The organism is Lacrimispora sanguinis (assembly GCF_044987295.1).
Taxonomy (GTDB): Bacteria; Bacillota; Clostridia; order Lachnospirales; family Lachnospiraceae; genus Lacrimispora; species Lacrimispora celerecrescens_B.
Genome location: NZ_CP173277.1, coordinates 3,797,344 through 3,822,843, shown reverse-complemented (window position 1 = coordinate 3,822,843; position 25,500 = coordinate 3,797,344). Strand labels below are relative to the sequence as shown.

Here is a 25,500-nt window from a genome sequence, read left to right as displayed (position 1 = left end):
AGCAAACAACGGCAAATCTGGAAAAATTTATGGTTAACCTGACACATTGCACAAAAAACTTGTTCGATTCTCCGCTTTTCCACATTATCCACATTCCATTGTGTATTTTTCCCCCACTTTTATCCCCACTATAAAATCCCATAATTAGTGGGAAAAATAGTTATACACCAAGTTATCCACATTATCCACATTTTTTCTCCACAGATTTCCATATTTCCCATCCCATTGTCAGACTTTCGAATTTTTGTATATATGTCATAAAGTTTCCTTTTTCGACGAAAATTTCTCTTTTTCCCTTGACTTTTTTTTAAGCCTATCTATAGTTTTTCAATAATTAGCCAAACTAATAAGTAGAGACATTTTACAAAAAATTACCAATAATTATCTAATAATTTTACAATGTAATTGAACTATTCTCAAAAATATGCTATACTATAACCATCTCAAGAAAAAGGAGCTGATGACTTATGCGTTTTACAATTACAGGAAGAAATATTGAGGTAACATCGGGATTACGCGAGGCAGTCGAGGACAAGCTTGGAAAGCTGGACCGTTTCTTCGCTCCTGCTACGGAAGCAACAGTAAGACTCAGCGTGCAGAAAGAAATACAGAAAATTGAAGTAACCATTCCAGTGAAAGGACATATAATCAGAGCAGAAGAATCCAGTACAGACATGTACGTTTCCATTGATCTTGTGGAAGAGATCCTGGAACGTCAGCTGAAAAAATATAAAAACAAATTAATCGACAAAAAACTGAACGCCCCTTCCTTTTCCACAGCTTTTCTGGAAGATGAAACTCAGCCAGATGATCATATAGAGATCGTTAAGTCAAAGAAATTTGCCATAAAGCCTATGGATCCGGAAGAAGCCTGTGTTCAGATGGAGCTTCTTGGTCACAGCTTTTACGTATTCTTGAATGCGGATACAGAGGAAGTCAATGTGGTTTACAAAAGAAAAGGCGGCTCCTACGGCCTTATTGAACCAGAATTCTAACGCCTGCAAAAAGCAGCCAGGACAATTGTCCGGCTGCTTTTTTTATGCTTAAATCCGTGTCAGATACCGTTCTACACTGGTAATGGCATTTGCGCCGTCTGAAACAGCTGTGGAAACCTGGCGAAGCTGTTTGGTACGCACATCACCGGCCGCAAAGATTCCGGGTACATTCGTTTCACAATCCTCACTGGCCTTTATATAGCCATGATCCATCTCTACCAGGTTGTTAAACGCTTCGCTTTGCGGGTTGATTCCTACTGCTATAAACACTCCGTCTACCGCAAGCTTTTTCGCTTCCTCAGTTTTGGCATTCTTTATGGTCAGGGATTCCACCTGGTCTCCGCCTTCGATCTCCTCTACCACGGTATCCCAGATGATTTCCACATTTTTCTGGTTAAAAAGCTGGGTCTGCAAGGTCTTTGCTCCCCTCAGCTTATTCCTCCTATGAATTAAGTATACCTTTTTACACATTCTTGCCAGGAAAATGGCATCTTCGATGGCAACGTCTCCGCCGCCCACCACTGCTGCCACCTTATTACGGAAAAATGCACCGTCACAGGTCGCGCAGTAAGAAACTCCCATTCCGGTAAGCTCCTCTTCTCCGATCACACTCAGCTTCCGGTGCTGGGCTCCGGTAGCAATGATGACTGCCTTTGTCGCATAGGTTCTCTCTTCTCCGACCACGGTAAATTTCCCGTCAGACGCTTCGATCCGAAGGACCTCGTCTGTGGAAAACTCTGCTCCCAGCTTTTCCGCATGTTCCCGGAACTTCATACCAAGGTCAAAACCGTTAATTCCAGGCAGCCCTGGGTAATTATCCACTTCATAAGTATTAAGGACCTGACCGCCGCTTGCCATCTCTTTTTCGATCACAACCATCTTAAGCTCTGCCCTTTTACCATAAACCGCAGCCGAAAGCCCTGCGGGCCCGGACCCGATGATCACCACATCATAATTCTCATTCATATTTATCTACCTGCTTTCTCTATTCTATCTGATATTAGGTTTTCTATCTTCATTATATCTCACCAGCCCTTAAGTATGCAATGCTTGGTCCGTAACAAAATCACAAAAAGCCCTTTTTTCAGCCACGTTGCATTCTTTCTGACAATTTGATAAAATAAACGTATCATATATTGACAGAAAGGATGATGTTATGGCTAGAAAAACAGTACTCATTACCGGAGCTTCCCGGGGAATCGGAAAAGCTGTTGCTTTTAAATTTGCAAAAAAAGGATACAATGTGGTCATCAACTGCCTCCACAGCGAGGACCGTCTTGTTCAGGTCAAAAAGGAGCTGGAAGCTTATCAGGTATCTTGTCTTTCCTGCATGGGGGATATGGGGGACATGGACCAGTGCCAGGCACTTTTTGAGCAGGTGCGCAAGCAGTTTGGCACACTGGATGTCCTCGTCAACAACGCCGGCATTTCATACATCGGCCTTTTACAGGATATGAGTACGGATGCCTGGGACCGGATTGTCCGCACCAACTTAACATCAGTATTCAACTGCTGCAAGCTGGCCATTCCCGGAATGGTAGAAAAAAAGCAAGGAAAGATTATTAATATCTCTTCTGTATGGGGAATATCAGGTGCCTCCTGCGAAGTCGCTTATTCCGCCACTAAAGGCGGTATCAATGCATTTACAAAAGCTCTTGCAAAGGAGCTGGCTCCGAGCAACATCCAGGTTAACGCCGTTGCCTGCGGCGCCATTGATACGGAAATGAATCAGTTCCTGGAGGAGGATGAACTAATTGCTCTCATCGATGAAATCCCGTCCGGACGTCTGGGTAAAGCAGAGGAGGTAGCCGATCTGGTATACCACCTGGGCTATAAAAATTCTTATCTGACCGGACAGGTCATCGGCCTTGACGGAGGCTGGCTTTAATAAAGTATCCCTTAGTAAATCATATGTTGAAAATCCCTAGGTGTATACTGATACCATGTAAAGCTGCTTCTGCATAAAAGCCCAGCTATATTCTATGAAAAAAACACCCGGAAAAGAAAATCTCTTTCCGGGTGCTTTGATTTCTTATGCCTGTGCTTTTTCTATCTGAACGATAGCAGTCTTCTGCATAGGAATTCTGCAGTTCTTATTATTGCCGAACTCTACGATAACCGTATCATCCGTCATATCAATGATGACACCATAAAATCCACTTGAAGTCAAAACACTGTCTCCGATTGCAATGTTTGCAAACATTTCCTGCTGTTTCTTTTTCTCTTTCTTCTGTGGTCTGATTGCAATAAAATACATGAAGCCAAAGATCACTGCGATATAAATGACCCAAAAGCCCACGCCCATGGTACCGCCTGTTGCTGATAACATAACCATTTCCTCCTTATATAACGATCCGCCGCTGCTTGTCTCTCATTTTAGGTAGTCTGACCTGCCATCATACCCGAAAGCTTCTGTTCCTTGTATTCCCCATAACGGTGGTTCTCGATTGCGTCGCGGATCTCTTCCATCATTGTATTATAAAAATACAAATTATGCAATACACATAATCTCATGCCAAGCATTTCTTTTGCCTTTAAAAGATGCCTGATATAGGCTCTGCTGTAGGAACGGCATGCCGGACACCCACAGCCCTCTTCAATCGGCCTGTGATCCAGCTCATATTTGGTATTAAATAAGTTCATTTTGCCGTGATTGGTGTATACATGACCATGGCGGCCGTTTCTTGACGGATATACACAGTCAAAGAAATCTACGCCTCTGTCTACGGCCTCTAAAATGTTAGCGGGAGTTCCCACTCCCATCAAATAGGTTGGCTTGTTCTCCGGCAGATAAGGAACCGTTTCATCTAAGATCCGGTACATCTCCTCATGGCTTTCTCCTACCGCCAATCCTCCCAGGGCATAGCCGTCCAAATCCATGGCGGATATGGTCTTTGCATGGGCAATGCGGATATCTTCATAGGTTCCGCCCTGGTTGATGCCGAATAACAGCTGGTCCTTGTTTAAGGTATCCGGATGGGAATTAAGCTTTGCCATCTCAACCCGGCACCTTTCCAGCCATCTGGTGGTGCGGTCAACGCTGTTTTGCATGTATTCCCTAGTAGCCGGATGAGGCGGACATTCGTCAAAAGCCATGGCTATGGTAGACGCCAGATTGGACTGGATCTGCATACTTTCTTCAGGACCCATGAAGATCTTATGTCCGTCTATATGGGATTGAAAGTATACGCCCTCCTCTTTTATTTTTCTTAAACCGGTCAGAGAAAATACCTGAAAGCCGCCTGAATCCGTGAGAATCGGACGGTCCCAGTTCATAAACTTATGAAGGCCGCCAAACTCTTTGATTAATTTATCGCCGGTACGTACATGAAGATGGTAGGTATTTGACAGTTCCACCTGGGTTCTGATCTCGCGGAGGTCATCCGTTGAAACAGCCCCTTTTATGGCTCCTACCGTGCCCACGTTCATGAATACCGGAGTTTGGATGGTGCCATGAACGGTAGTTACCTCTGCCCGCTTTGCACGTCCATCCTTTGCAACGATCTTATAATTCATCTGATTTCCCTATTCCTGCCCAAGTTTACTGGGCATAAGAGTATTGTGTTCTCAATCTTCCGCCAATGCCGCCTTAATCATAATGGCAGATTCGATCCGCTTCTTCTGCATCTCGCAGCCGATATCATACGCATCCGTGATACTTCCATGGAAGTTGTGGGAGTTAGCCGCACAGCCTCCGCTGCAGTAAAACCTTGCAAAGCAGTCCCGGCATTTATCTTTTGCATAAACATTGCAAAGCTTGAATTCATCGCGGATCTCTAAATTAGTCACACCAGTGTCCACATTGCCAAGAAGGAATTTTTCCTCACCGACAAATTGGTGGCAAGGATAAAAGTCTCCCCATGGAGTCACTGCCAGATACTCAGTTCCTGAACCGCAGCCGGACAGGCGCTTAGCCACACAGGGACCCTGGTTTAAGTCAATATTAAAATGGAAGAAGTTGAACCCTTTTCCTTCCTTCTGCCTTTTAATGTATTCCACCGCAAGATCGTCATACTCTTTCAGGATTTGAGGAAGATCTTCCTCCCTGATGGCATATTCCTCTTCCGGCTGTGCCACTACAGGCTCAATCGACATGCTTTTAAAGCCGAGATCAGCAAATTCCAGAACATCCTTTGCAAAATCCATATTATGGCGGGTAAAGGTACCTCTGATGTAATAATCCTTGTTTTCTCTAAGCTGAGCAAATTTCTGGAATTTAGGAACGATCAGCTCGTAGCTGCCCTTTCCATTACGGAAGGGGCGCATAGCATCATTGACCTCTTTACGTCCGTCAAGGCTTAATACTACATTGCTCATTTCCCGATTGCAGAATTCCATGATCTCGTCGTTTAACAGTACCCCGTTGGTAGTCATGGTAAACCGGAAGTTCTTATTATATTCTTTCTCTTTTTTCCGTCCGTATTCAACAAGCTGCTTTACTACGTCCCAATTCATGAGCGGTTCCCCGCCAAAAAAGTCTACTTCTAAGTTTCTTCGGTTCCCGGAATTGGCAATAAGAAAGTCGAGAGCCTTCTTTCCCACTTCAAATGACATCAGCGCTCTTCTGCCATGGTACTCCCCTTCTTCCGCAAAACAATATTTGCAGGCAAGGTTGCAATCATGAGCAATATGTAAGCAAAGAGCCTTTACCACGGTCTGCCGCTTTTTAAAGTCCACCACGTAATCGTGGTATAAATCCTTTGTAAACAGTTCTCCCTTATTGATCAGATACTGGATCTCCTCCAGTGCTTCTTCTACTTCTGTCTCTCCATATTTTTCAGAAAGACGGATTCGTACTTCTTCTCCTACCTCTTCCCCCAGGGACTGGGCCTCTTCCATCTCCGGCACCATGCCTGCGGCGATCTCTACGGCATCATACATGACCGGATCTACAGAATGAACGGAGCCGCTGTTGACATCCATAATAATATGGAAGCCATTGTTGATATATTGATGAATCACTTGTATTCTCCTTATTTGAAAAGCTTTAACTGATTATTGGTTTTTGGCAGACAAGCGAAGGAACCCCTACCGTCATCACGACCGTAGGGGCATCTGCTCATCTGCCTTATGGCTGTTCTATACAGTTATTTCCATCCACATTCTGCACTCATATATGAACACAGGATGACACAGCTGTTGTACTAACGGTTGCTGTTCTCGCAGCTCTGGTTTCCTACTGTACAGGATGTCTTGCAGGCTGACTGGCAAGAAGTCTGGCATTCGCCGCAGCCGCCTTTCTTCATGGACTCTTTTAATGTACTGGAATTTAAGGTCTTTACATGCTTCATAAACTTACACCTCCTGTATTTGTCTAATTCTTTGAGATTATACCACATGTTTTAGACGAGTGCAAGATGAATTGCCCCAGGGAACAGGGGAAACACATACGAAATTAGTTTTCTAAAAACAGCATAAAAAAGCATGTAAAATCATTTTTATGGAAATTCTTGACAAATAGGTGTAATCATGATAATGTGATTAAAAATAAATTATAGAAAGGAAGGTGACGTCATGCTTAGAATTGAACACATTGTAAATAATAATAAATCGCTCCCGTACTATTGTAATCTGCATGGCGTTATTCGATGCCTTTATTAATATTATGCTGATTTAGCCCGGGTAGCTGATACCCGGGCTTTTTTGCGCCCATTTTTAGAAACGAGGAAGACATAATGATTGAATTACAAGGTAAATACAACACTGCTAAGGTGTTCACTGACAATATTGAACAAGAAGCTATCTCGCAGATTATCAATCTGCTCAATCAAGAATTTGTACGCGGAAGTCAAATCCGTATCATGCCGGATACTCACGCCGGGGCGGGCTGTACCATCGGTACTACCATGACCATCACAGATAAAGTGGTTCCAAATCTGGTGGGTGTGGATATCGGCTGCGGCATGGAAACCGTGTTGCTAAAGGATGATCACGTGGAATTGCAGCAGCTGGACAAAGTAATATACAAACACATCCCGGCGGGGTTTGCAACGAGAAGCAATCCTCATCCTTTTATGGCTGATATCAATTTGGCCGAACTACGATGTGCCAGCCATGTGAACTTAAACCGTGCTGAATTAAGCTTGGGTACACTTGGCGGCGGTAATCATTTTATTGAGCTTGACCGAAGTGATGACAACCGGTTTTATCTGGTAGTACATTCTGGCAGCCGCAATCTGGGCAAGCAAGTCGCGGAATTCTACCAAAAAGCCGCCGCCAAGAGCTTGGAAAAGCGCCGGCAGGAATTTTTAAAAGTGGATAAAAACCTGGCTTTTGTCGACGGGCAATTGCTCGATGATTATATCCATGACATGATGATTACCCAGCATTATGCCGCGTTGAACCGCATGGCTATTGTAAAGGAAATCGTCAAGCATATGAAATTTAAGATAGAGGACAGCTTTACAACGATCCATAATTATATTGAACCGAAATCCATGATTCTGCGCAAAGGGGCTATCTCTGCCAAGAAAGGTGAGAGGGTTCTGATTCCCATCAACATGCGGGACGGCAGCCTGATCTGTGTCGGTAAGGGCAACCCGGACTGGAATCAATCCGCGCCCCACGGAGCCGGACGATTGATGAGCCGAAGCACCGCTAAGGAACGCATTACACTTTCTCAGTTCAAGGCATCCATGGAAGGGATTTATTCCTCAACTGTCAATAAATCAACTATTGACGAATCCCCCTTTGCCTATAAGTCTATGGATGAAATCATTAACAATATTGCGGACACGGCAGAGATTGAAAAGATCATCAAGCCGGTCTATAATTTTAAGGCGGCAGAATAATATGAAAAAGAAAAAATCACCCTTATTGAAACTTACAAAGGAAACACCGGAAGAACGTAAAAAGCGGGTTTCATCCGGTGTAAAACACCGCGCAACTGTTTTTGAAGATAAGAGAAAACGGCTGCAGGAAAAAATCATTGATTATGAGGATAAGTAATTTCAGTATCAATTTTATTGTTAGGACATCCATGAATATCATCCATACCCCTAGAATATACTGAACCAGAAGACAAGATATAAGGAGTATTCAAATGGAAAAATCAAAGCTTCAGGTCACACTAAGAAACCTTCTTATCACCTACATACTGACCGGAATCTTGCTGGTGGTCCTGGCCTTAGCACTCTATAGATTCCGGCTGAAGGAAGGTCAGATACGCCTGGGAGTCAATGCGGTTTATATCATCGCCTGTCTCTTTGGCGGAGTCTTAATGGGAAAGAGCGTACGGCATCGAAGATTCTTCTGGGGCCTTTTGTTGGGACTTCTATATTTCCTGGTGCTCTTAGCCGTATCCTTTTTCTTAAACAAAGGATTAAACGGCTCTATGAACCAGCTTCTCACAACCATGGCCATCTGCGCAGTCAGCGGCACCGCGGGGGGAATGCTTAGTTGACGGAAGAGTCCTCGGGAACGCGAAAGGGAGAGCAGAAGTATTCAGCTTCTCTCTCCCTTTTTCCCAGCCTTTCGGTAAATGCCTGCAAAACCACCGGCCAATAAAACCCTTAATGAGGCAAATACATCCGAACCCTGTCGATTCTATTTTTGTCCAGTTCGTCTACAACAAGGCGGATTCCGCCGCAGACAACCTCTTCCCCCTGTTCTGGGAGCCGGTCAAGCTGTCCGATGATCAGGCCTCCGATGGAATCATAATCTTCAGACTCCAGCCCAAGGTCCAGCCTGTCATTTAAATCATCAAGCTTCATAGAGCCTTCCACCAGATATTCAAAAGGTTCCACCTCAACCAGTTCATTTTCTTCATCCTCGTCATACTCGTCCCTGATCTCTCCGACGATTTCTTCCAGTAAATCTTCAAGGGTTATCATCCCTGCCGTCGCTCCGTATTCATCCAAAACGATGACAACGTTATTGCAGGTTTGGCGCATCTCTAACATAAGTTCCGCAGTTTTTTTATACTCGTATGTATAGAGCGGCTCTCTTAAAAAATCCCTGATATTAAAATCATCTGTCCTGTCGACAAGAAGCAGATCCTTCATATTGATGATTCCGATTACATTGTCACTGGTTTCCTCGTATACCGGAATCCTGGTGTACATTTCCTGCCGGAAAATATCGATCAACTCATCATAGGCAGCATTCACCTCTACTAAAGTCATATCAATACGGGGAATCATAATATCCCGCGCTACGGAATCTCCAAAATCAAACACGTTGTTTATAATCTTTCTTTCTTCTGATTCTATCACGCCTTCCTCATGGCTCACATCAACAATGGTCCGCAGCTCATCCTCTGTGATAGGCTCCTGTTTCCGGTTAGGGTTTACATGGATCACGTGCAAAACTCCTGTTGAAAGAATACGAATCACATAAACGACCGGAGTCATGACAATCATAAAAGCATAGATTACTTTTGCATATTTTAAAGATATTATCTCGGAATACAAGGTAGAAATGGTTTTCGGGGTTATCTCGCCGAACACCAGAATGACAAGCGTAAGGATACCGGTCCCAATGCCTATTGCCTTATTGCCCCAAATACTCATAACCAGTGTGGTGGACATGGAAGAGGCAGTTAAGTTTACCACATTGTTACCGACAAGAATCGCACTGAGCATCTGACCCTGGTTTTCTAAAATCTTAGTCAGCGTAATGGCATTCTTATTGCCAGTCTCCGCCAAATTCCGTACCCTGATTTTATTCACCGTAGTAAGCGCAGTCTCAGCCGATGAGAAAAATGCTGATATTCCAACTAACAAAAATAACGTAAGCAACTGTATATAGTCACTCGAATCCAAAAAGATCAACTCCTATTTTGTAATATTTTATCATTGATTCTACAATAGAAAAGCGGCTATGTCAAGAAGACAGCCGCTTTTTTACATTTCATCGTTCTTTAAAAGCTTTAATAATTTCCACGATAAGGATAATTCCAGCGCCCAGAAAAATGAATAAGTCACCCAGATTGAACACTACTTTTTTAAGCTTTCCATACTGAATACTGAAATAGTCCACTACATAATGGCGGACCAGCCTGTCGTACAGATTGCTGACCGCACCTCCCAGGGCAACGGACAGCGCCAATTTTTCTAAGATGTTTCCTTTTCTTTGAAGAAGGCTTGCGAGCATTCCTCCGATAAAGGATGCCACTGCCAGGGGAATCATCTTTACCATGGAGGGATGATCCTTAAAATAGCCAAAGGAAAAACCGGCATTATGATTCTTATGCAGCAAAATTTTTCCGCCGCTTCCCTCCAGTTCCTTAGGAAAACCGGCTTCTTCCTGATCCTCAATGGCACTCTTTATTAAAAGATCCAGGGCAGCCAGCAAAGCAATGATACCAATAAATACCATAACCCACACTCCTTCCGTCCTTATTATCTCCACTCTTTTGTATTTTTTATCCCTTGTCCATCGATTTCCGTTTTACTAACATCTCATCTGAATAAGAGGTCCGCCATTCTTATCTAAGTAAGCTCTCGTTATGACCACGGATCCAATGTTAGGATCCTTAGGAACCTCATACATGATATCAAGCATGAAATTTTCTATAATGGCCCTTAAGGCTCTTGCACCTGTTTTTTTCTTAAGAGCTTCTTCCGCGATCCATTCCAATGCCTCATCTTCAAATACCAGATTCACTTCATCAAGCTCCAAAAGCTTCTTATACTGTTTTAAAATGGCATTCTTCGGTTCTTTTAAAACCCGGACCAGCAGCTCTTTATTTAAAGATTCCAGAGTTACTGTAATGGGCAGACGGCCTAAAAATTCAGGAATCATACCGAACTTGCGTAAATCCTCATTGGTCACGTGGGTAAGGATATTGGGATCCTTCTCATACCGGTCTTTTAATTCTGCTGAAAAACCGATTGAGGACTTTTCCTTTAGCCGCTCCCTGATGATATCTTCTAAATCCGGGAACGCTCCTCCGCAAATGAACAGGATGTTCTCAGTGCTCACCGAAGTCATTGGGGTGAGAGCATTTTTCTGGTTTGAGCCCACTGGGACCTCCACACTGCTTCCCTCTAAAAGTTTTAAAAGCTCCTGCTGAACAGACTCCCCGCTTACATCCCTGCTGCTGGTGTTTTTCTTTTTTGCAATCTTATCAATCTCGTCAATAAAAATAATGCCCCGTTCCGCCTTATCCACATCATTGCCAGCCGCCGCAAGCAGCTTGGATACCACACTCTCTATGTCATCGCCTATGTATCCGGCCTCTGTAAGAGAAGTGGCATCGGCAATAGCCAAAGGAACATCAAGAAGCCTTGCCAGGGTCTTAACCAGGTAGGTTTTCCCGCTTCCAGTAGGACCAATCATTAAAATATTGGATTTTTCTATCTGTACATTTCCTTCCTCATCCACCTTTTTGGAATCCGCCAGATATACCCTTTTGTAATGATTATAAACGGCTACGGAAATCACCTTTTTGGCCTGCTCCTGGCCGATGACATAATCATCAAGCTTCCGCCTGATCACATGAGGTGCCGGAATATCGTTTAAATTCAGCTCCTGCCCCGGCTCCTTTTCCGCTCTCTTTTTAACCCTCTGCTTATTGGGTATCTCAAGATCTTTTTTGTCTAAGCTTCCAAGATCACTGAAATTCAAATTCATATAAGGCATATTTTGAATCTTCGTTATATCAAATCCGCCCTGTGTTACGGAATCAAATGCCTTCTGCATACAATCATGGCACAGATTCATGCCTCCGGGCATGGAAACCATCGGCCCAGTCACATTCTCCGGCCTGCGGCAGACATAGCAGACTTTTTCATACTCATCTTCGTCTTTTTTCTTTTTGCCGCTGTCAGAGCTGCGAGCAACTGTATCTTCCATTTTCTCTTCCGGAAAATCTTTCTCGTCCAAATTGTAATCTCCTTCTATCTGTAATTATGCACCGCATACCAGATTATTATAAAGCATTTAAAAGTCTCTTACAAGTGCAGGCCAGGAATTTAGATTTTTTTAATGAGTTGAATTGATATCGAATCAATAGATAAAAATATAGCGCTGAATACTCTAAATATAAGTATTCAGCGCAATTGGTTAAATGTTTCAACCCTTTGAAATACATCTCCCTATTCTGCCAGAGCCGCACCAAGCGCGTTACAAGCTGCAACAGCCTCTCCGTCAGGCTCTTCATTACAGATAACGCTTTCGAAAGCAAGCTCTACGCCCGCGTCTTCACAAGTCTTTTCCCAGGAACGCATCCATTCGCCGTCTCCCCATCCATAGGAACCGAACAGAGCAACCTTTTTTCCCGAAAGCCTGAATAGGCAGGACGAAAACATGGGTTCGAATTCACTCTCCTCTAGAACCTCCGCCCCCATGGCAGGGCAGCCAAAAGCGATGGCATCCAGAGAATCAATCATGGAAGCTTCAAATTCGGAAGGGGTGAGCATGATCACATCCGCATCCTTTTCCTTTGCTCCCTTTAAGACAGCGTTTGCCATTACTTCGGTGTTTCCTGTTCCGCTCCAATAAACTACTGCAATTTTACTCATGATGTATAACCAACCTTTCTCAATTATTCCTTCTATATCAAACGGCTACGGCGAGCCGTTCAACAGCTGTGCCTTGGGACCACTGTGCAAAATAGGTTTCCGTGCATTTTTTATAGCGGTTAAAAGTTTGCCTCGCTTTTTCCTCATCGCCGTAAACCTTCCAGCATCCGATACATTTACTGTGACAGGCCTTATTGTCGATGAAACCTTGAACATCCTCCGGAGGATAGCCAAGAAACAAACCAATTTCGTGAGGAAATCCAGAGCAGGTACGCAGCCTGTTCACAAGCTGGACTACACAACGTTGGGAATTTTCAAAGGAGTAGCCATATTGTTTCAACAAGGCGGAAGCACACCCATCAGATAAATCCCTTTCTAAGTGGCTTGGACGATAGAGATAAATCAAAGCCCTCTGTTTGAAATAGCGCAGCGGCAAAACCCGGATCCCTTTTGGTGCAAGCACACGGTTCAGCCGCCTCACCTCATTTTGGATCTCTTTCTGGGACCGGCATGGACAGGAAAACAAACTCCCGGTTTTTATCCCGGCCAGTGTTGGCGCACAGTGCCTGATCAGCATTTCTTCCGACATAATTTTCCCTCCTATCCGGCGTGTTCTACCAGAATGTTTTTCAGTGCCGACATGGAACTGGAATGGGAACGGGCGATTATGGTATCCAGTCCCTTTGTCTCACTTAATGCGCAGCGGACCATTTTATGGGACATGGTGCTGGTAAAAAGCACCAGCAAATCAGGCTTGCCGATTTTATTCTTCATCCCACCCTTTAACTCCGTAAAGACCTTTGCGCAGCAGCTATACTCCTTGCATAGTTCTTTATATTGGCGTACCATGCACTCATTTCCTCCAACAATCACTACGCTCATGCAATTACCTCCATTTCCTTGGTTAGTCCAAGCTAACTATGTATGAAAAGATATACGCCCTAAGGCGCTGTGAATTAATAAAAGAAATCAAACAGCAGTCCTCACTTTAGATATCCGGTGAAACGAAGATCAGCTGATTGATTTATATGGTTAGTGATAACTAACTATATATTACAATACTGGAAACCCCTGCATTTGTCAAGCACTTTTTAATAGATTAAAACATATAATTACGGCTGGTCCATTTTTAAATGCAAAAAATCTCCCAAGGCCCAATTACTGAACCTGGAGAGATTTTATTTTTCTTAACCCTGCTGCGGAGCCTCTGCAGGCCTCTTGCCAAGGGTAATATCTACATTCCTTTCCACATACTGTCCATTTTCAAGAGACTGGACAGTAAGAGTCACGGTGGTTCCTCCTTCGTAATATTTAAGCATGTTTGTCAGGTCATCATAAGTCTTAATACCCTGGCCGTCAAACTTGGTAATAATATCTTTTTCCCGCAGATCAGACTGGGAAGCAGCTCCGCCTTCTACGATCTTATAGATAAACACGCCCTGCGGCATTCCAAGCTGCTGGCTTGTGACTGCATCAATATTCTTGCACTGAATTCCTAAATATCCCTGATTTGCATCGGTAACCTGTGTTCTGGTTTTTCTGGTCATCAAAGTATCAATGATATCCTGAGCCTTGGAAATGGGGATCGCATACCCCATACCCTCTACTTCTGTAGAAGAATATTTGGCTGAATTGATACCGACTACCTCGCCGTGCATATTTAACAGAGCGCCGCCGCTGTTGCCGGGATTAATGGCCGCATCGGTCTGAAGCAGATCACGGCTTGTGCCATCCTCGGTCTGTACAGAACGGTCAAGAGCACTGACATAACCAACGGTAACAGACTGTCCATAGCCAAGAGCATTGCCAATGGCGACAACTCCCTGGCCGACCTTTAAGTCATCGGAATTTCCAAGTGAGGCAATGGCAATCTTTGATAATGTATCGGAAGAAATATTTTTTATTGGAACCGCAATTACTGCCAGATCACTGTCTGCATCCGTTCCCTTTATGGAAGCATCTACGGCTACCTGGTCAATAAAGGTAACCTTCAGTTCCTCTGCCCCCTGTACGACATGGTTATTGGTTACGATTAAAAGTTCATCATCATTCTTGCCAACAACGATCCCGGAGCCGCTGCCCACCCCTTCTCTCTGCATAGGGCCGAACCATGTCTGACTTTCATAAACCATCTTGCTGGTAATCGCAACTACGGATGGCATTGCTTTGTCTACGATGGCTGAAACATCATTGGAAGCGGTAACGTTGGAAGTGTTTGATGCCTGGACCCCTGATTCGTTGGTGGTGGAGGGAATGGTTTCTGCCTTGCTGATCTCCACAGGGTTTTTACTTCCGTAAGCTCCGGCTGCCCAGTTGATTCCAACCATGGTGCTTCCGGCAACTACTCCAAAGACAAGAGCTCCTCCTACAAGGCCGGCTGCCTTCTTTGCAAAGCCGCCTTTTCTCTTAGGCATTGCTTCCTCCCGGAATGTATTTTGATCTGCTGCCCTGTGGTATTGGTATTCCTGGTAATGAGGAATATTCTGCTCTGCTTCATAAGAGCTGTGTGTCTGGGCCTGGGACTGATTCTGGCTGCTGCTTTCGGAGTCCTGAGCACTGGATTTATCCAAATCCGGATCCCTCATAATAAAATTTGTGGTAACAGCTTCTTCTTTATTCTCTTCAGGATTCACGCGGCCTGTGTCTTTGCTTTCATTTTCGTCATACATAAGATCTATCTCCTTTCATGTATACCTCTAATTTCTTTTGATAATCAGAGTCTATCAATGAATTGTGACCATTTTGTGATAAAATTATATTGAATATGTGAAAAGAAAAAAATCCCCGCATCAGCGGCCTTTTTAATCGTCAAGCCCTGTCTGCGGGGTATTCATCTATTAATTATCTAATTAATTGTTGGTTGGCGGCTGAACCACAATCGGGACATCCGAACCCCCGCCATTCGACGGATTGGAAGGATGGGAAGACGTTGTTTCGCCCGGTCCGCCAGGTCCTGCTGAGGATGTCTGAGGAGCCGTTGTCTCGTTAGGTGCCGTTGTTTGACCTGGCCCTGGTCCATGAGGGGATGTGGTCGTCTCCGGTTCACCGGTAGAAGGGGAAGGTTTTGTTTCCCCTGGCTTCGTTGCTCCAGTTGTCGTTTCTGAAGGCCTTGACTCCCCAGGCTTGGTTTCCTTAGTCTCACCCGTACTGCTCTCTGAGGGATCCGTAGGCTTTCCTGGTTTTCCACTTCCATCTGTAGTTTCTGTGGAACCTTCTTGTGCGGAAGATTCTTCTGCTGCAGTGGTTTTCTCTGGTTTCGTCGCTTCTGTTGCCTTCTTTGAATCATCGTCTTTCGTGCTGTTGTTCGAGGTGCTACCTTGTTTATACATGCCGGTATCAGCTGCTATTTTAGCGCTTATTTTTTTAACCATGTCCGATGGCTCATAGTCTTCCTTATCAAAAAGAAGTTTATGGAGTTCGGAAACATTGGATTCCAATGTTTGAGGAATTACGCAGTCTCCTCTTTTTCCTACCGTCATATCACCCCGGGTAAACGGAAAACCACCCGTTTTGCCGATATGATACTTGTTTATATCCAAAAGCAGCTCTGTAAAGTCACTAAAGGTAAGGTTTGACCCGATCTGATCCACTTCCATCAATAAAATCCTGTTAAGCAGTCCAAGATCGGCCTTCTTTGCTTTTTCAAAGGTCTTTTCTATTACGAGACGCTGACGTTCTGTTCTTTGAAAGTCAGTATCCATTTTTCTCAGTCTGGCATAGGCAACTGCCTGCACACCATCTAAATGGTTCATTCCTGCTGATTTAAGATGAACCGAAGGCACGCCTGTTTCCTTCACGGTTTCTGTGATAAAGGAATTGATGTAACGGAACTCTGGCTTGGTGATATCAATGTCTACACCGCCAAGCATATTGATTCCGTCAGCAACCGATTTCCAGTTGAAGGTAACAAATTCGGTAATATCCAGATCCAGATCCCGGTTGAGGGCAGCCAGGGCCTGAGCGGCTCCCCCATTGGCATAGGCGGCATTTATCTTGTTATAAGAATATCCTTCACCAATACTCATGTATGTATCACGGTATACGGATACAAGCCTGATCTCACCCGTATCTCTGTTAATATTGCAAATCATAATTAAATCAGAGTTACTTCCTTTATTGATACTACCATCACGACCATCAAGACCAAATATTGCAATGGTGCGATAGCCGGTCATATGCTGTTTCTGTATAGGAGATAGGATATCATTGCTTACCTGGCTTTTATTAAAATCATCCGGTCTATTGATGGATCCCATCAGTCTGGCTACATAAGCATAGGCGAAAATGCCTGCCAGTGTAAAGATTTCAAGAACCACCATAAGAATGACACGTCTGACTTTTCTCTTTTTTTCAGCCTGAGCCGCTGACCGGCTTGCGGCCACACTTTTATCCTGTGCCGGCACCCTCTGCTGCTGCTTTGTGCCGCCGTCTCCTATGACAATCTGGCCTCTTGATGAGCCCTGGACATTTCCCGAAGCAGTCCGGCCTCCTGCTGCTCTCTGGCTATTTCCTGAAGCACGGTTTACCGATGCTCCCTGGCTAATACCTGCGGCAGTACGGTTTGCCGCTGCTCTCTGGCCATCTACTGAATCAGCACGGCTTCCCGCTGCTCTCTGGCCATCTACTGAAACAACACGACTTCCCGCTGTTCCCTGGCTATTTCCTGAAGCAACACGGTTTCCCGCTGCCCCATGGCTTTTACCTGAACCGGCGGCCGATGAGGGCTGTCCTCGAAAGGCTGCCTGGCCGTCTCCCGATGATTGATTAGACCGGTCAGCGCTCCTGGTTCTTTCCCCAGCTCCGCCTCTCCTTACGGACACATCATCAGCCTTTTTTAATAAATCGTGACCGGCTGCCGACTGATTTGATCTGCTATATTTCTGTTCCTGATAATTATCATAATCATCATCCAGGTAGTAATCATCATCAGACGGATCTGGTTTTGAGTCGTAACCGCGCTTTCTTTTCCTTATATCTTCACGGCCTACTTCATCGTCAAATTCATTTCTCATTTATTTAACCTCATCCTAATCGTGTCGTATCCAGTATCAATACGCATTTTTATTAATAAACCCTTTGAATATGGTAAGAAATAAAATCTTAAAATCAAATCCCAGGGTCCAGTTTTCGATGTAATACAAATCGTGTTCAATTCTCTTTGTGATGGAAGTGTCGCCGCGGTAACCGTTCACTTGGGCCCAACCGGTAATTCCAGGACGGACCTGATGCTTGATCATATAACGGGGAATCTCCTCTTTAAACTTCTCAACAAAGAGAGGCCGTTCCGGCCTTGGCCCCACCAGGCTCATGTCTCCACGAAGGACATTGATAAACTGGGGCATTTCATCAATGCTGGTCTTCCTGATAAAACGTCCTACAGGCGTTACACGGGAATCATGGGGGGTCGTCCATTTCGTTTTTTCCTCAGTAGCGGTCTGCACCACCATGGAACGGAATTTATACATAGGAAACGACCTGTTATGAAGGCCGACTCTCTCTTGTTTGTAAATAAGCGGTCCCGGCGCAGTCAGCTTAATAAGAACTGCTGTGATGAGCATGACAGGAGAAAATAAGATCAGAGCTACAGAGGCTCCAAAAATGTCTACGATTCGTTTCATCAGGGCATTTACCGTATCCGTAAGAGGCACACGGCGGATGTTGACTACCGGCAGTCCCTGCAGATCCTCTATAAAGGGTCTTGTAGGTATCATGTTATTATAGTCCGGTATAAACTTGGTATGGACACCTGATTTTTCACAGGAAGCCACAATTCTTTCCAAATTCGCATATTCTTTGATACTTAAGGTAATGGCGATTTCATCAAGAGAATTTAACGCAAGGATCTCATCTAAGTCACGAACCTTGCCGATGACATTGATCCCCTTGTATCCGGTTCCCCATTCCTTTGTGTTGTCAAGGATTCCCTTGATCTGATAGCCCCATTCAGGATTCACCCGAACCCTGTCTATGAAGCCTTCCGCCGCACGGCTGTAACCAATTAAAAGGATGTGCTTCTGATTGTAGCCCTTGGCGCGCATGGAGCGGAGCATCGAACGGAGCACATTCCGAACGGCTGTCTCCAGGGTTATGTTGATCGCACAAAAATAAAATACCATCCTGGTAGAGAACTCTTTTAAATAAGGATTCTTTTTAGCCAGTGTCAGAATCAGGGCAAAAAGCAGAACTCCCAGGAGATTGGCCTTGCAGATATTGGCGAACTCATACCGCCTCTCCTGAACTCTCTTTGGGGCATACAAATGGAAGATGCCGTAAAGCAGCAGATAGGTCGGCAATATGATAAGAAGCGCCGCAAAATAGTACTGTGGCCTTAAAACCTGTTTATCAGGACTGAACAACCGATTTCCCAGTAAAAGAAGCAGCCAGGCAAATACATAGGATATTACAATGACCAGTCCATCCAGCACTACATGAAACCCATTTAATTTTTTCTGATTATCCTTAATCATAGCAGCAAAACCTTCCATTCGTGCATAGCACCATATTTCTCCACCATAATTCCCGTATATTATACATGATATGTCAATATGATGCCATTAAAATATTCTTAAAATCACCTGAAAATTTTTAACTTTCTTCGTAAAAATTCCCATATATAGAGGAACGTGCCAAAGATCAGCTCTCCTTCAATCCGAAAATAATTACCAAGATGGGACATTCGGAACGGTACCTTCCTGGTATTCTTTGCAGTCCTTAGCCCTTCTTTTAACCCTTCCATATAATCGGAAGCAAAACCAATCTTTTTGAAAAACAAGTACTTCACAAAGGTTCCCGCTAAAATGGGAAGCAGATTCACTAAAAGCTGCAAAACAGGCATATTCTTATAATTCAAATAAACATTATTTCTGGCAGCCAGCCGGACCTTAAAGGAATTGTACTTAGAACCGCTGGTTCCGCTGCCCACATGATAAACCACGGCTGTGGGGCAATATACATTTTCATATCCATAAATCTTCGCCCGATATCCCACATCAATATCTTCCAGATAGGCGAAGTGGGACTCGTCAAAGCCTCCGATCTCATCAAACACTTCCCGCCTGTAGATGGCAGCTCCCGCGCAGGCGGCGAAAACGCTTCGTGCCTTTTGATAGCCCTTAATGCTTTGTCCTACGCCTCTCTGATAAGCCCAGCCTAATATGCTGTACATATCCCCTGCATCATCCATAAGCTCCTTATGATATAGCTGGATCATCTTACTGCTGACAGAAAATATCTTAGGCGACCGGTCCATGGCATGCACCAGTTCTTTTACATAATCAGGTTCCGGTTCCGTGTCATTGTTTAACAAAATGACATAAGGGGTTTTCGCATGGCGGATTCCCACATTCACGGCCCCGGAAAAGCCTGTATTCTTCTCCAGAAAAACAGACGGAATGTTTCTATCCTTCAGCCACTCCACGCTTCCGTCTGTGGAACCGTTATCCACCACAAGAAGCTCAAAGTTCTTATCACTCTGAGCTTCCAGGGCCTTAAAACAAGGTTCCATAAATTTTAGTCCGTTATAATTTGGAATAATAACCGTTACTTTCTTCTCCATCTCATACCTCAAGCTGATAGGGTTCCCCGATTTTTTCTTTGCGAAGGTCCCGAAGGGCAAAATTGGATTTACGCAGGGTCAGATTGGGATTATAATAAGGATCCCCGTCTTTTAAGATCTCCGGCCATTTCCGGGAAAACTTTTTGATTTCCTCGTTAAAGCGGGCCACTTTCTCCGGCGTATCCTCAAGCCCTCTTGATTTTGACTCGTAATGATAGAACAGGGCGTATGGAGCGTAGACCACCAGTTTATTTAAGCACCTTATCTTCATGCAGTAATCGATATCGTTAAAGGCAACGGCAAGATCCTCAGAAAAGCCTCCCACTTCTTCAAACAGAGATTTTTTGCTCATCATGCAGGCTGCTGTTACAGCGCTGTAATCCCTGGCGCACATAGCCTGATTGAAATAGCTGCTCTCCGCCTTATGAAGGCCGATAAAGGTATGCCCTGCAATGCCGCCGAAGCCAACCACTACACCGGCATGCTGAATGGTATCATCGGAATAGAGAAGCCTGACCCCGACAGCACCCACATCCTCTCTCTGGCAAAAGCCTAACATCTCATGGATACTTTCCGGACTTACCATTTCCGTATCATTATTTAAGAATAAGAGATACTCGCCCTTAGCATGGGCAACACCGAAGTTATTGATAGCGGAATAATTAAATTCCCGTTCCCACGTAACCACATGGACAAAAGAAAACTCTTTCTGGATCCTTTCATAATACGCAAAGGTTTCAGGTTCCGTGCTGTTATTTTCCACAACAATGAATTCCAGATTTTGATATGTGGTCTTCTCTATGATGGAACGAATACACAGATCCAGATCTGTGCTGTGATCCTTGCTGGGAATGATAACGGAAATCAGAGGATCTCCTGCTATCTTAAAGGTAGTACGATAGATTCCGTAATCAATACCTTTTTCAACGGACAGTGCCTCTATGCCGACCCGGTCATAGTGAGCCTTAATGGCTCTTGCCCCTGCCTCAAAAGCATATAATTTGCTTTCCGGATTGCTTGCGGTGGAATTCTGATGGCAGCGCCAGTGATACAGAGCCTTAGGGATATGGGATATCTTTCTGGCTTTTTCCGTGCAGCGGAAAATAAAATCATAATCCTGTGCCCCGTCAAATTCTTCCCGGAAGCCTCCTACCTCCATGAGCAGCTCATGGTTTACTACAAATAAGTGACAGATATAATTGACACTTGTTAACAGATCCGGGTTAAAATCCGGTTTAAAATGCGGTTCAAATAATTCTCCTCCGTCAATGTCAAGCTTATCTTCATCGGTATAAACCACATCAATTTCCGGATCGGAATTAATTGTTTTTACACACTCAAACAATGCATCGGGAGCAAGGGTATCGTCATGGTCCGCAAGGACAATAAAATCTCCTGTTGCCATCTCAATTGCAGCATTGGTATTTCCTGCAATTCCTTTATTCTCGCCAAGAATTACATAACGGATCCGCTCATCCTTTAAGGCATAGCGTTTTAATACCCGTTCCACACCCTCGCCTTTTGGGCTTCCGTCTGCAATGCACACTTCCCAGTTTCCATAGGTCTGAGCCAGCAGGGAATCCAGCATAGCCGCCAGATAGCGCTCCGGTGTTTTAAAGGCTGGTATTACCACAGACATCTTGGGTCTATAATCAAAAGTCGTCTTTCTCTGGGCTTCCAGCTCTTCGTCCGTGGTTTTCGTAAGCGCATACCATTCCGGATAATCATAATCACTGTCAATTCCCTGAAGCTTGTGCCTGGATTTTAATACAAAAGCCTTAAAGCCGTTTTCTTTCCAGAAATCCGCGGCTGACCGGAAGGTCTGTGCATTCATCATGCTTTTCAGCTTTGTGCCCTTTTTATGGGCAGAACTGTTCTGTCTTTCAATGATCTGTGCATTTAACTTCACTCTGACAGTTTTTCCGTCGCACCGGATCACCAGGATTCTGTCCTCGTTTTTCTCCCGGATATAGGGAATTCGGATATCAAACCCTAAATCCCTGTCGGCTGTTTTCTTAAAGTAGATCTGGCACACATCATCTCTGCGCACCGGGACATACTTAAATTCTACGCTTTTTTCCTGCCCGTCCAAAACCTCAAATGCCGCCTCTGAGTCAAGGCTCTTTCCAATGACCCATCCGTTTAAAACGATTGAATTTTCACGGATTCTTGCTACATCTATCTTATATTTCATCTTTGTTCCCCATTCTCCATGGATGCCGACATTAAAAGTATCCCATCTTCTGGACAAATTTCCTCTTTTTCCGTAAAATTGATTCTTTCCTCCTCAATGACTAGAGGCCGCTTCATAACACGGGCATTGATGGACAGAACGTATTCTCCTACAAGTCCGATAAAAAAGATCTGCACAGAGCCAAGAAAACACATGCCGATCAAAAGAGGAGCCATACCTGCCGGAAAACGGTCCCAGTACACCAGTTTCATAATCAGATAGATCAGTGCCACCATCATGCTGGCAAAGGAGCAGATGCTTCCGAAAATGGTTGCCAGACGAAGCCCTACCTTAGTATAAGAGGTAACGCTTAACATGGCCGCATCATACAGGCGGTAAAAATTATTGCTGGTCTTTCCTGCCCGTCTTTTCGGCTGCTCATATGGGATCTCTCTACGCCGAAATCCAAGCTCTGCCACAATTCCACGAAGGAAGGGAGTCGGGTCATCAAGCTCCTGAAGAACCTTTATAAACTTTTGATCGTATAAGCCAAATCCAGTGAAATGTTCGATCTGTTCCACATCGGAAAGCTTTTTAATGGTCTTATAATAGCAGCTTCTCAGCCAATACATGATCTTATTCTCTTTGCTGGATTTTTTGATTCCGATGACGATCTTATAACCTTTCTCCCATTCCTTCACATACTTTGGGATCATCTCCACCGGGTCCTGGAAATCTGCTGCCATAAGAATGGTACAGTCCCCCGTTGACTGGAGCATTGCATAATAAGGAGAATTGAACTGCCCGAAATTCTTGGCGTTAAAAATCCCCTTTACCCTTTTATCCTCGTCACACAAACCACGGATGATCTCCCTGGTGCGGTCCTTCGAATCATTATCAATAAAAATCAGTTCATAGGTGTATTTTGGCAATTCTGTATTAAAAATATGGTCTATCGCCTGATACAAAGCATTTATATTTTCTTCCTCATTGTAACAGGGCACCACGATGCTAATTGTTTTCATATGTTCACTTCCAATCTATCCGAACCATCACTTTAATTAAATCTTCCGGCTTTTCTTTCATTAGCTGCAGAGCTGTCTCCACCTGCTCTAAGCCATTAAGATGGTGAGTTACCAGCTTTTCAGGATTGATCCTTCCATACTGGACCATTTGTAAAAGGCGTTCTATTCTCACTCTGCCGCCTTTTGCAAGCTCAGTGTGAATGGTCTTTCCCGCCATGCCCCGTCCGCCTGAAAACTTAGGAAAGGGAAGGTTTCCGGTTCCGCCATAGTAATTCACATTGGATATGGTTCCGATCCCGTATTTTGCCATATCCACCGCCTGAGCAAAGACCTCATCCCCGCCTCCGCAGATGATGACACCGTCAGCGCCCAGACCTCCTGTTCGTTCCATGACCTGTTCCGTTACATTTCCATCTTTGTAGCTTAAGACCTCTGTAGCTCCGAACTCCCTGGCAAGCTTTACACAAATGGGCCTGCTGCCGACAGCCAGGATCCTTGCGGCGCCCAGATGGCGCGCTCCTTCAATCGCCATGAGCCCAATGGGGCCGATTCCCAGGACAACTACGGTATCGCCGATTTTAATATCAGCAAACTCGGCTCCTGTAAAGCCTGTAGTAACGACATCCACGCACATGAGCGCCTGCTCCAATGTGATTCCCTCAGGGATTTTCGCCAAAGTGGTATCCGCATCAGGAATTAGAAATTTCTCCGCAAATACTCCCGGAGCCGTCCTTCCAAGCTGGTGGCCGGAAAATGGAGCGGTCGCATGCTTAAAATTCCCTTCCTGGATTCCGCAGGCTCTCCAGTCCGGCGTGATGGCAGGTACTGCCACAAGATCTCCGGCTTTAAAGTCGCAGACCAGCTCTCCGGTTTCCAAGACTTCCGCCACACATTCATGTCCCAGAATCAGGTTGGGAGCCTTGCGCGAGCCTCCGCCATATACCGTGTGGACATCAGAGGAACAGGGGGTCACCGCGATCGGGCGAAGGATTGCCCCATAGGGAGTTATGACAGGTTCCGGCGCATCATACCAGCCGACCTTGCCAGGTTCGATCAAAACAAAAGCTTTCATAGGTTTTTCTTATATCCTTTCCAAATGATTGGATTTTAACGCTAAAATCTCTACATGACCGCCAAATTTTTCCTCTATGATTTCCGCTATCTCTTTGGTATAGCCAGGAGCCACGATCAATATGGCGTCTACCGGGTCCATATGATAATGATCCGGGGGTACAATGGGAAGATGGGAGGCAGGGGCGTACTTGCCCTGCTTAAAGGGTGCGGAATCAATAATATATCTTGCAAATTGGCCGATGACCGTTGTAGAAGCCAGAGTAAAGCCTTGGTGGCTGGCACCCCATATACCTAAAGTTTTTCCCTGACTCTTAAGACTGTCGGCCAGTCCCTCCAGTTCCCTGCCAATGGTACCAAGGCTTTCTTTCAGTCCGGAGATGTCTAGCGGTGTATGCTTTCTGTTATCTTCTGCCTGTTCGGCTGTTCGCTTCTTTTTCCTAACAATGACAGAAAGGGTATCCCGGTTTATCATTTCCTCTTCTAATACCTGAAACCCGGCCTTTTCTACTGCATAGCGCAGGGTGTCAAAGGTATAATAGGCAAGATGGTCCCGGATCAGTTCATAATATCCGTCATACTGCAGGATATATTCCAGGCTTGGAACTGTAATTAAGCCCACGCCCTCTTCTGATAAGTTGTCTGCAATGCAGCGGAGCATTCCCACCGGATCCGGCTGATGCTCCAGAAAATTAAAGGAGAGAAACCCGTCATAGGGGCCGCCTGCGCTGCCGTCATCGGCTGCAAGGATTTCCCCTTCCGCTGCAAACTGCTTCCAGACTGTAAGACCTTTTTCTCTTGCAAGACGGACAAGACTTTCCCTGTTTTCGATACCATAAGCCTTTACAGGAAAGTCTGACAGTACGCCAAGAAATTCTCCCTGGCCGCATCCTGCTTCAATCAGCTTTTTTCCTTCCAGATGATATTTGTCTATAAAATGCCGGTACTGGCTTTTTCTTAAGTTTACCATGGTAGTGGTAAAGCCGCCGGAGCGGATCACGTCCTTGTAGTATGCCACAGGTTCACAATCAAACTGTACCAGACCGCATGCCTCACACTGATGAAGAGAAAGGGTGATTCCCTGCTCCTCTCCCAGTTCTTCCTTAACCGGAATATCCTGAGCCGAAGCAGGCATATCCGCAAGGGTCATCAAAGGCGTTTCCCCAAGAGGTCTGCCGCACACAATACAAATCCTATTTCTCATACCACAAAAAAT

Annotated in this window: 24 protein-coding genes; 5 read left to right on the top strand and 19 right to left on the bottom strand. The window is 44.8% G+C overall.

Annotation, left to right across the window (positions count from 1 at the left end; genetic code table 11):
- The first annotated feature begins 467 nt into the window (after positions 1–467).
- A complete protein-coding gene (gene hpf, locus ACHZES_RS17705; protein WP_038277647.1) occupies positions 468–995 on the top strand; it encodes a ribosome hibernation-promoting factor, HPF/YfiA family in 528 nt (175 codons plus the stop codon).
- A 48-nt stretch (positions 996–1,043) separates the two neighbouring features.
- Here hpf and trxB read toward each other — a convergent pair whose 3' ends face one another.
- Positions 1,044–1,961: a thioredoxin-disulfide reductase gene (gene trxB, locus ACHZES_RS17700; protein ID WP_038277645.1), complete on the bottom strand. Its 918-nt coding sequence runs from the start codon at positions 1,959–1,961 to the stop codon at positions 1,044–1,046.
- A 190-nt stretch (positions 1,962–2,151) separates the two neighbouring features.
- Here trxB and ymfI point away from each other — a divergent pair, with 190 nt between their 5' ends.
- A complete protein-coding gene (gene ymfI / locus ACHZES_RS17695) occupies positions 2,152–2,883 on the top strand; it encodes an elongation factor P 5-aminopentanone reductase (RefSeq protein WP_038277643.1) in 732 nt (243 codons plus the stop codon).
- A gap of 144 nt (positions 2,884–3,027) precedes the next feature.
- Here ymfI and yajC read toward each other — a convergent pair whose 3' ends face one another.
- From yajC to scfA, 4 genes are all read right to left on the bottom strand, one after another.
- On the bottom strand, positions 3,028–3,324 hold the full coding sequence (gene yajC / locus ACHZES_RS17690) for a preprotein translocase subunit YajC (protein ID WP_084719455.1): 297 nt from the start codon (positions 3,322–3,324) through the stop codon (positions 3,028–3,030).
- Between the two features lie 47 nt (positions 3,325–3,371).
- On the bottom strand, positions 3,372–4,511 hold the full coding sequence (gene tgt / locus ACHZES_RS17685; RefSeq protein ID WP_154525897.1) for a tRNA guanosine(34) transglycosylase Tgt: 1,140 nt from the start codon (positions 4,509–4,511) through the stop codon (positions 3,372–3,374).
- A 51-nt stretch (positions 4,512–4,562) separates the two neighbouring features.
- Positions 4,563–5,957 (bottom strand): thioether cross-link-forming SCIFF peptide maturase, encoded by a 1,395-nt coding sequence (scfB, locus tag ACHZES_RS17680; protein ID WP_353655254.1) that lies wholly within the window; start codon positions 5,955–5,957, stop codon positions 4,563–4,565.
- Between the two features lie 182 nt (positions 5,958–6,139).
- Positions 6,140–6,286: a six-cysteine ranthipeptide SCIFF gene (gene scfA, locus ACHZES_RS17675; protein WP_002601553.1), complete on the bottom strand. Its 147-nt coding sequence runs from the start codon at positions 6,284–6,286 to the stop codon at positions 6,140–6,142.
- Positions 6,287–6,706: 420 nt separating this feature from the next.
- Between scfA and ACHZES_RS17670 the strand changes: the two genes are divergently transcribed.
- The 3 genes from ACHZES_RS17670 to ACHZES_RS17660 all read left to right on the top strand — a co-directional run bounded on the left by ACHZES_RS17670 (position 6,707) and on the right by ACHZES_RS17660 (position 8,397).
- Positions 6,707–7,786, top strand: coding sequence for an RtcB family protein (locus tag ACHZES_RS17670; protein WP_395546944.1), 1,080 nt, complete (start codon positions 6,707–6,709; stop codon positions 7,784–7,786).
- 1 nt (position 7,787) lies between these two features.
- Positions 7,788–7,943, top strand: a complete 156-nt coding sequence (locus ACHZES_RS17665) for a hypothetical protein (protein WP_156961140.1) — start codon at positions 7,788–7,790, stop codon at positions 7,941–7,943.
- A gap of 94 nt (positions 7,944–8,037) precedes the next feature.
- A complete protein-coding gene (locus ACHZES_RS17660) occupies positions 8,038–8,397 on the top strand; it encodes a TIGR04086 family membrane protein (protein ID WP_025229983.1) in 360 nt (119 codons plus the stop codon).
- Between the two features lie 109 nt (positions 8,398–8,506).
- On the opposite strand, the gene ACHZES_RS17655 is transcribed toward ACHZES_RS17660, so the two are convergent.
- From ACHZES_RS17655 to ACHZES_RS17590, 14 genes are all read right to left on the bottom strand, one after another.
- Complete coding sequence (locus ACHZES_RS17655) at positions 8,507–9,757, bottom strand: HlyC/CorC family transporter (RefSeq protein ID WP_038277634.1); 1,251 nt, start codon at positions 9,755–9,757, stop codon at positions 8,507–8,509.
- Positions 9,758–9,845: 88 nt separating this feature from the next.
- Positions 9,846–10,313, bottom strand: coding sequence for a signal peptidase II (locus ACHZES_RS17650; protein WP_038277632.1), 468 nt, complete (start codon positions 10,311–10,313; stop codon positions 9,846–9,848).
- A gap of 75 nt (positions 10,314–10,388) precedes the next feature.
- Entirely contained in the window at positions 10,389–11,822 is a 1,434-nt protein-coding gene (clpX, locus tag ACHZES_RS17645; RefSeq protein ID WP_395546945.1) for an ATP-dependent Clp protease ATP-binding subunit ClpX, read from the bottom strand.
- Between the two features lie 212 nt (positions 11,823–12,034).
- Positions 12,035–12,460, bottom strand: a complete 426-nt coding sequence (locus ACHZES_RS17640) for a flavodoxin (RefSeq protein WP_395546946.1) — start codon at positions 12,458–12,460, stop codon at positions 12,035–12,037.
- A 37-nt stretch (positions 12,461–12,497) separates the two neighbouring features.
- Complete coding sequence (locus ACHZES_RS17635) at positions 12,498–13,049, bottom strand: DUF3793 family protein (RefSeq protein WP_395546947.1); 552 nt, start codon at positions 13,047–13,049, stop codon at positions 12,498–12,500.
- An 11-nt stretch (positions 13,050–13,060) separates the two neighbouring features.
- Positions 13,061–13,342, bottom strand: a complete 282-nt coding sequence (locus tag ACHZES_RS17630; RefSeq protein WP_038277624.1) for a DUF2325 domain-containing protein — start codon at positions 13,340–13,342, stop codon at positions 13,061–13,063.
- 305 nt (positions 13,343–13,647) lie between these two features.
- The gene (locus ACHZES_RS17625; protein WP_038277622.1) at positions 13,648–15,129 is read right to left on the bottom strand and encodes a S1C family serine protease; all 1,482 of its coding nucleotides are present in this window, start codon (positions 15,127–15,129) and stop codon (positions 13,648–13,650) included.
- Positions 15,130–15,309: 180 nt separating this feature from the next.
- Positions 15,310–17,472 (bottom strand): LCP family protein, encoded by a 2,163-nt coding sequence (locus ACHZES_RS17620; protein ID WP_395546948.1) that lies wholly within the window; start codon positions 17,470–17,472, stop codon positions 15,310–15,312.
- 36 nt (positions 17,473–17,508) lie between these two features.
- Positions 17,509–18,927, bottom strand: a complete 1,419-nt coding sequence (locus tag ACHZES_RS17615) for an undecaprenyl-phosphate glucose phosphotransferase (RefSeq protein ID WP_038277699.1) — start codon at positions 18,925–18,927, stop codon at positions 17,509–17,511.
- Between the two features lie 104 nt (positions 18,928–19,031).
- The gene (locus ACHZES_RS17610; protein WP_395546949.1) at positions 19,032–20,015 is read right to left on the bottom strand and encodes a glycosyltransferase family 2 protein; all 984 of its coding nucleotides are present in this window, start codon (positions 20,013–20,015) and stop codon (positions 19,032–19,034) included.
- Between the two features lies 1 nt (position 20,016).
- A complete protein-coding gene (locus tag ACHZES_RS17605; protein WP_395546950.1) occupies positions 20,017–22,209 on the bottom strand; it encodes a glycosyltransferase in 2,193 nt (730 codons plus the stop codon).
- Positions 22,206–23,213: a glycosyltransferase family 2 protein gene (locus ACHZES_RS17600; RefSeq protein WP_038277616.1), complete on the bottom strand. Its 1,008-nt coding sequence runs from the start codon at positions 23,211–23,213 to the stop codon at positions 22,206–22,208. Before ACHZES_RS17600 ends, ACHZES_RS17605 begins: the two co-directional genes overlap by 4 nt.
- Positions 23,214–23,217: 4 nt before the next feature.
- Positions 23,218–24,285 carry a zinc-binding dehydrogenase gene (locus ACHZES_RS17595; RefSeq protein ID WP_038277614.1) on the bottom strand — a complete coding sequence of 356 codons (1,068 nt, stop codon included), beginning with the start codon at positions 24,283–24,285 and terminating at the stop codon, positions 23,218–23,220.
- A 9-nt stretch (positions 24,286–24,294) separates the two neighbouring features.
- Entirely contained in the window at positions 24,295–25,488 is a 1,194-nt protein-coding gene (locus ACHZES_RS17590; protein ID WP_395546951.1) for a class I SAM-dependent methyltransferase, read from the bottom strand.
- Between the last annotated feature and the right edge of the window lie 12 nt (positions 25,489–25,500).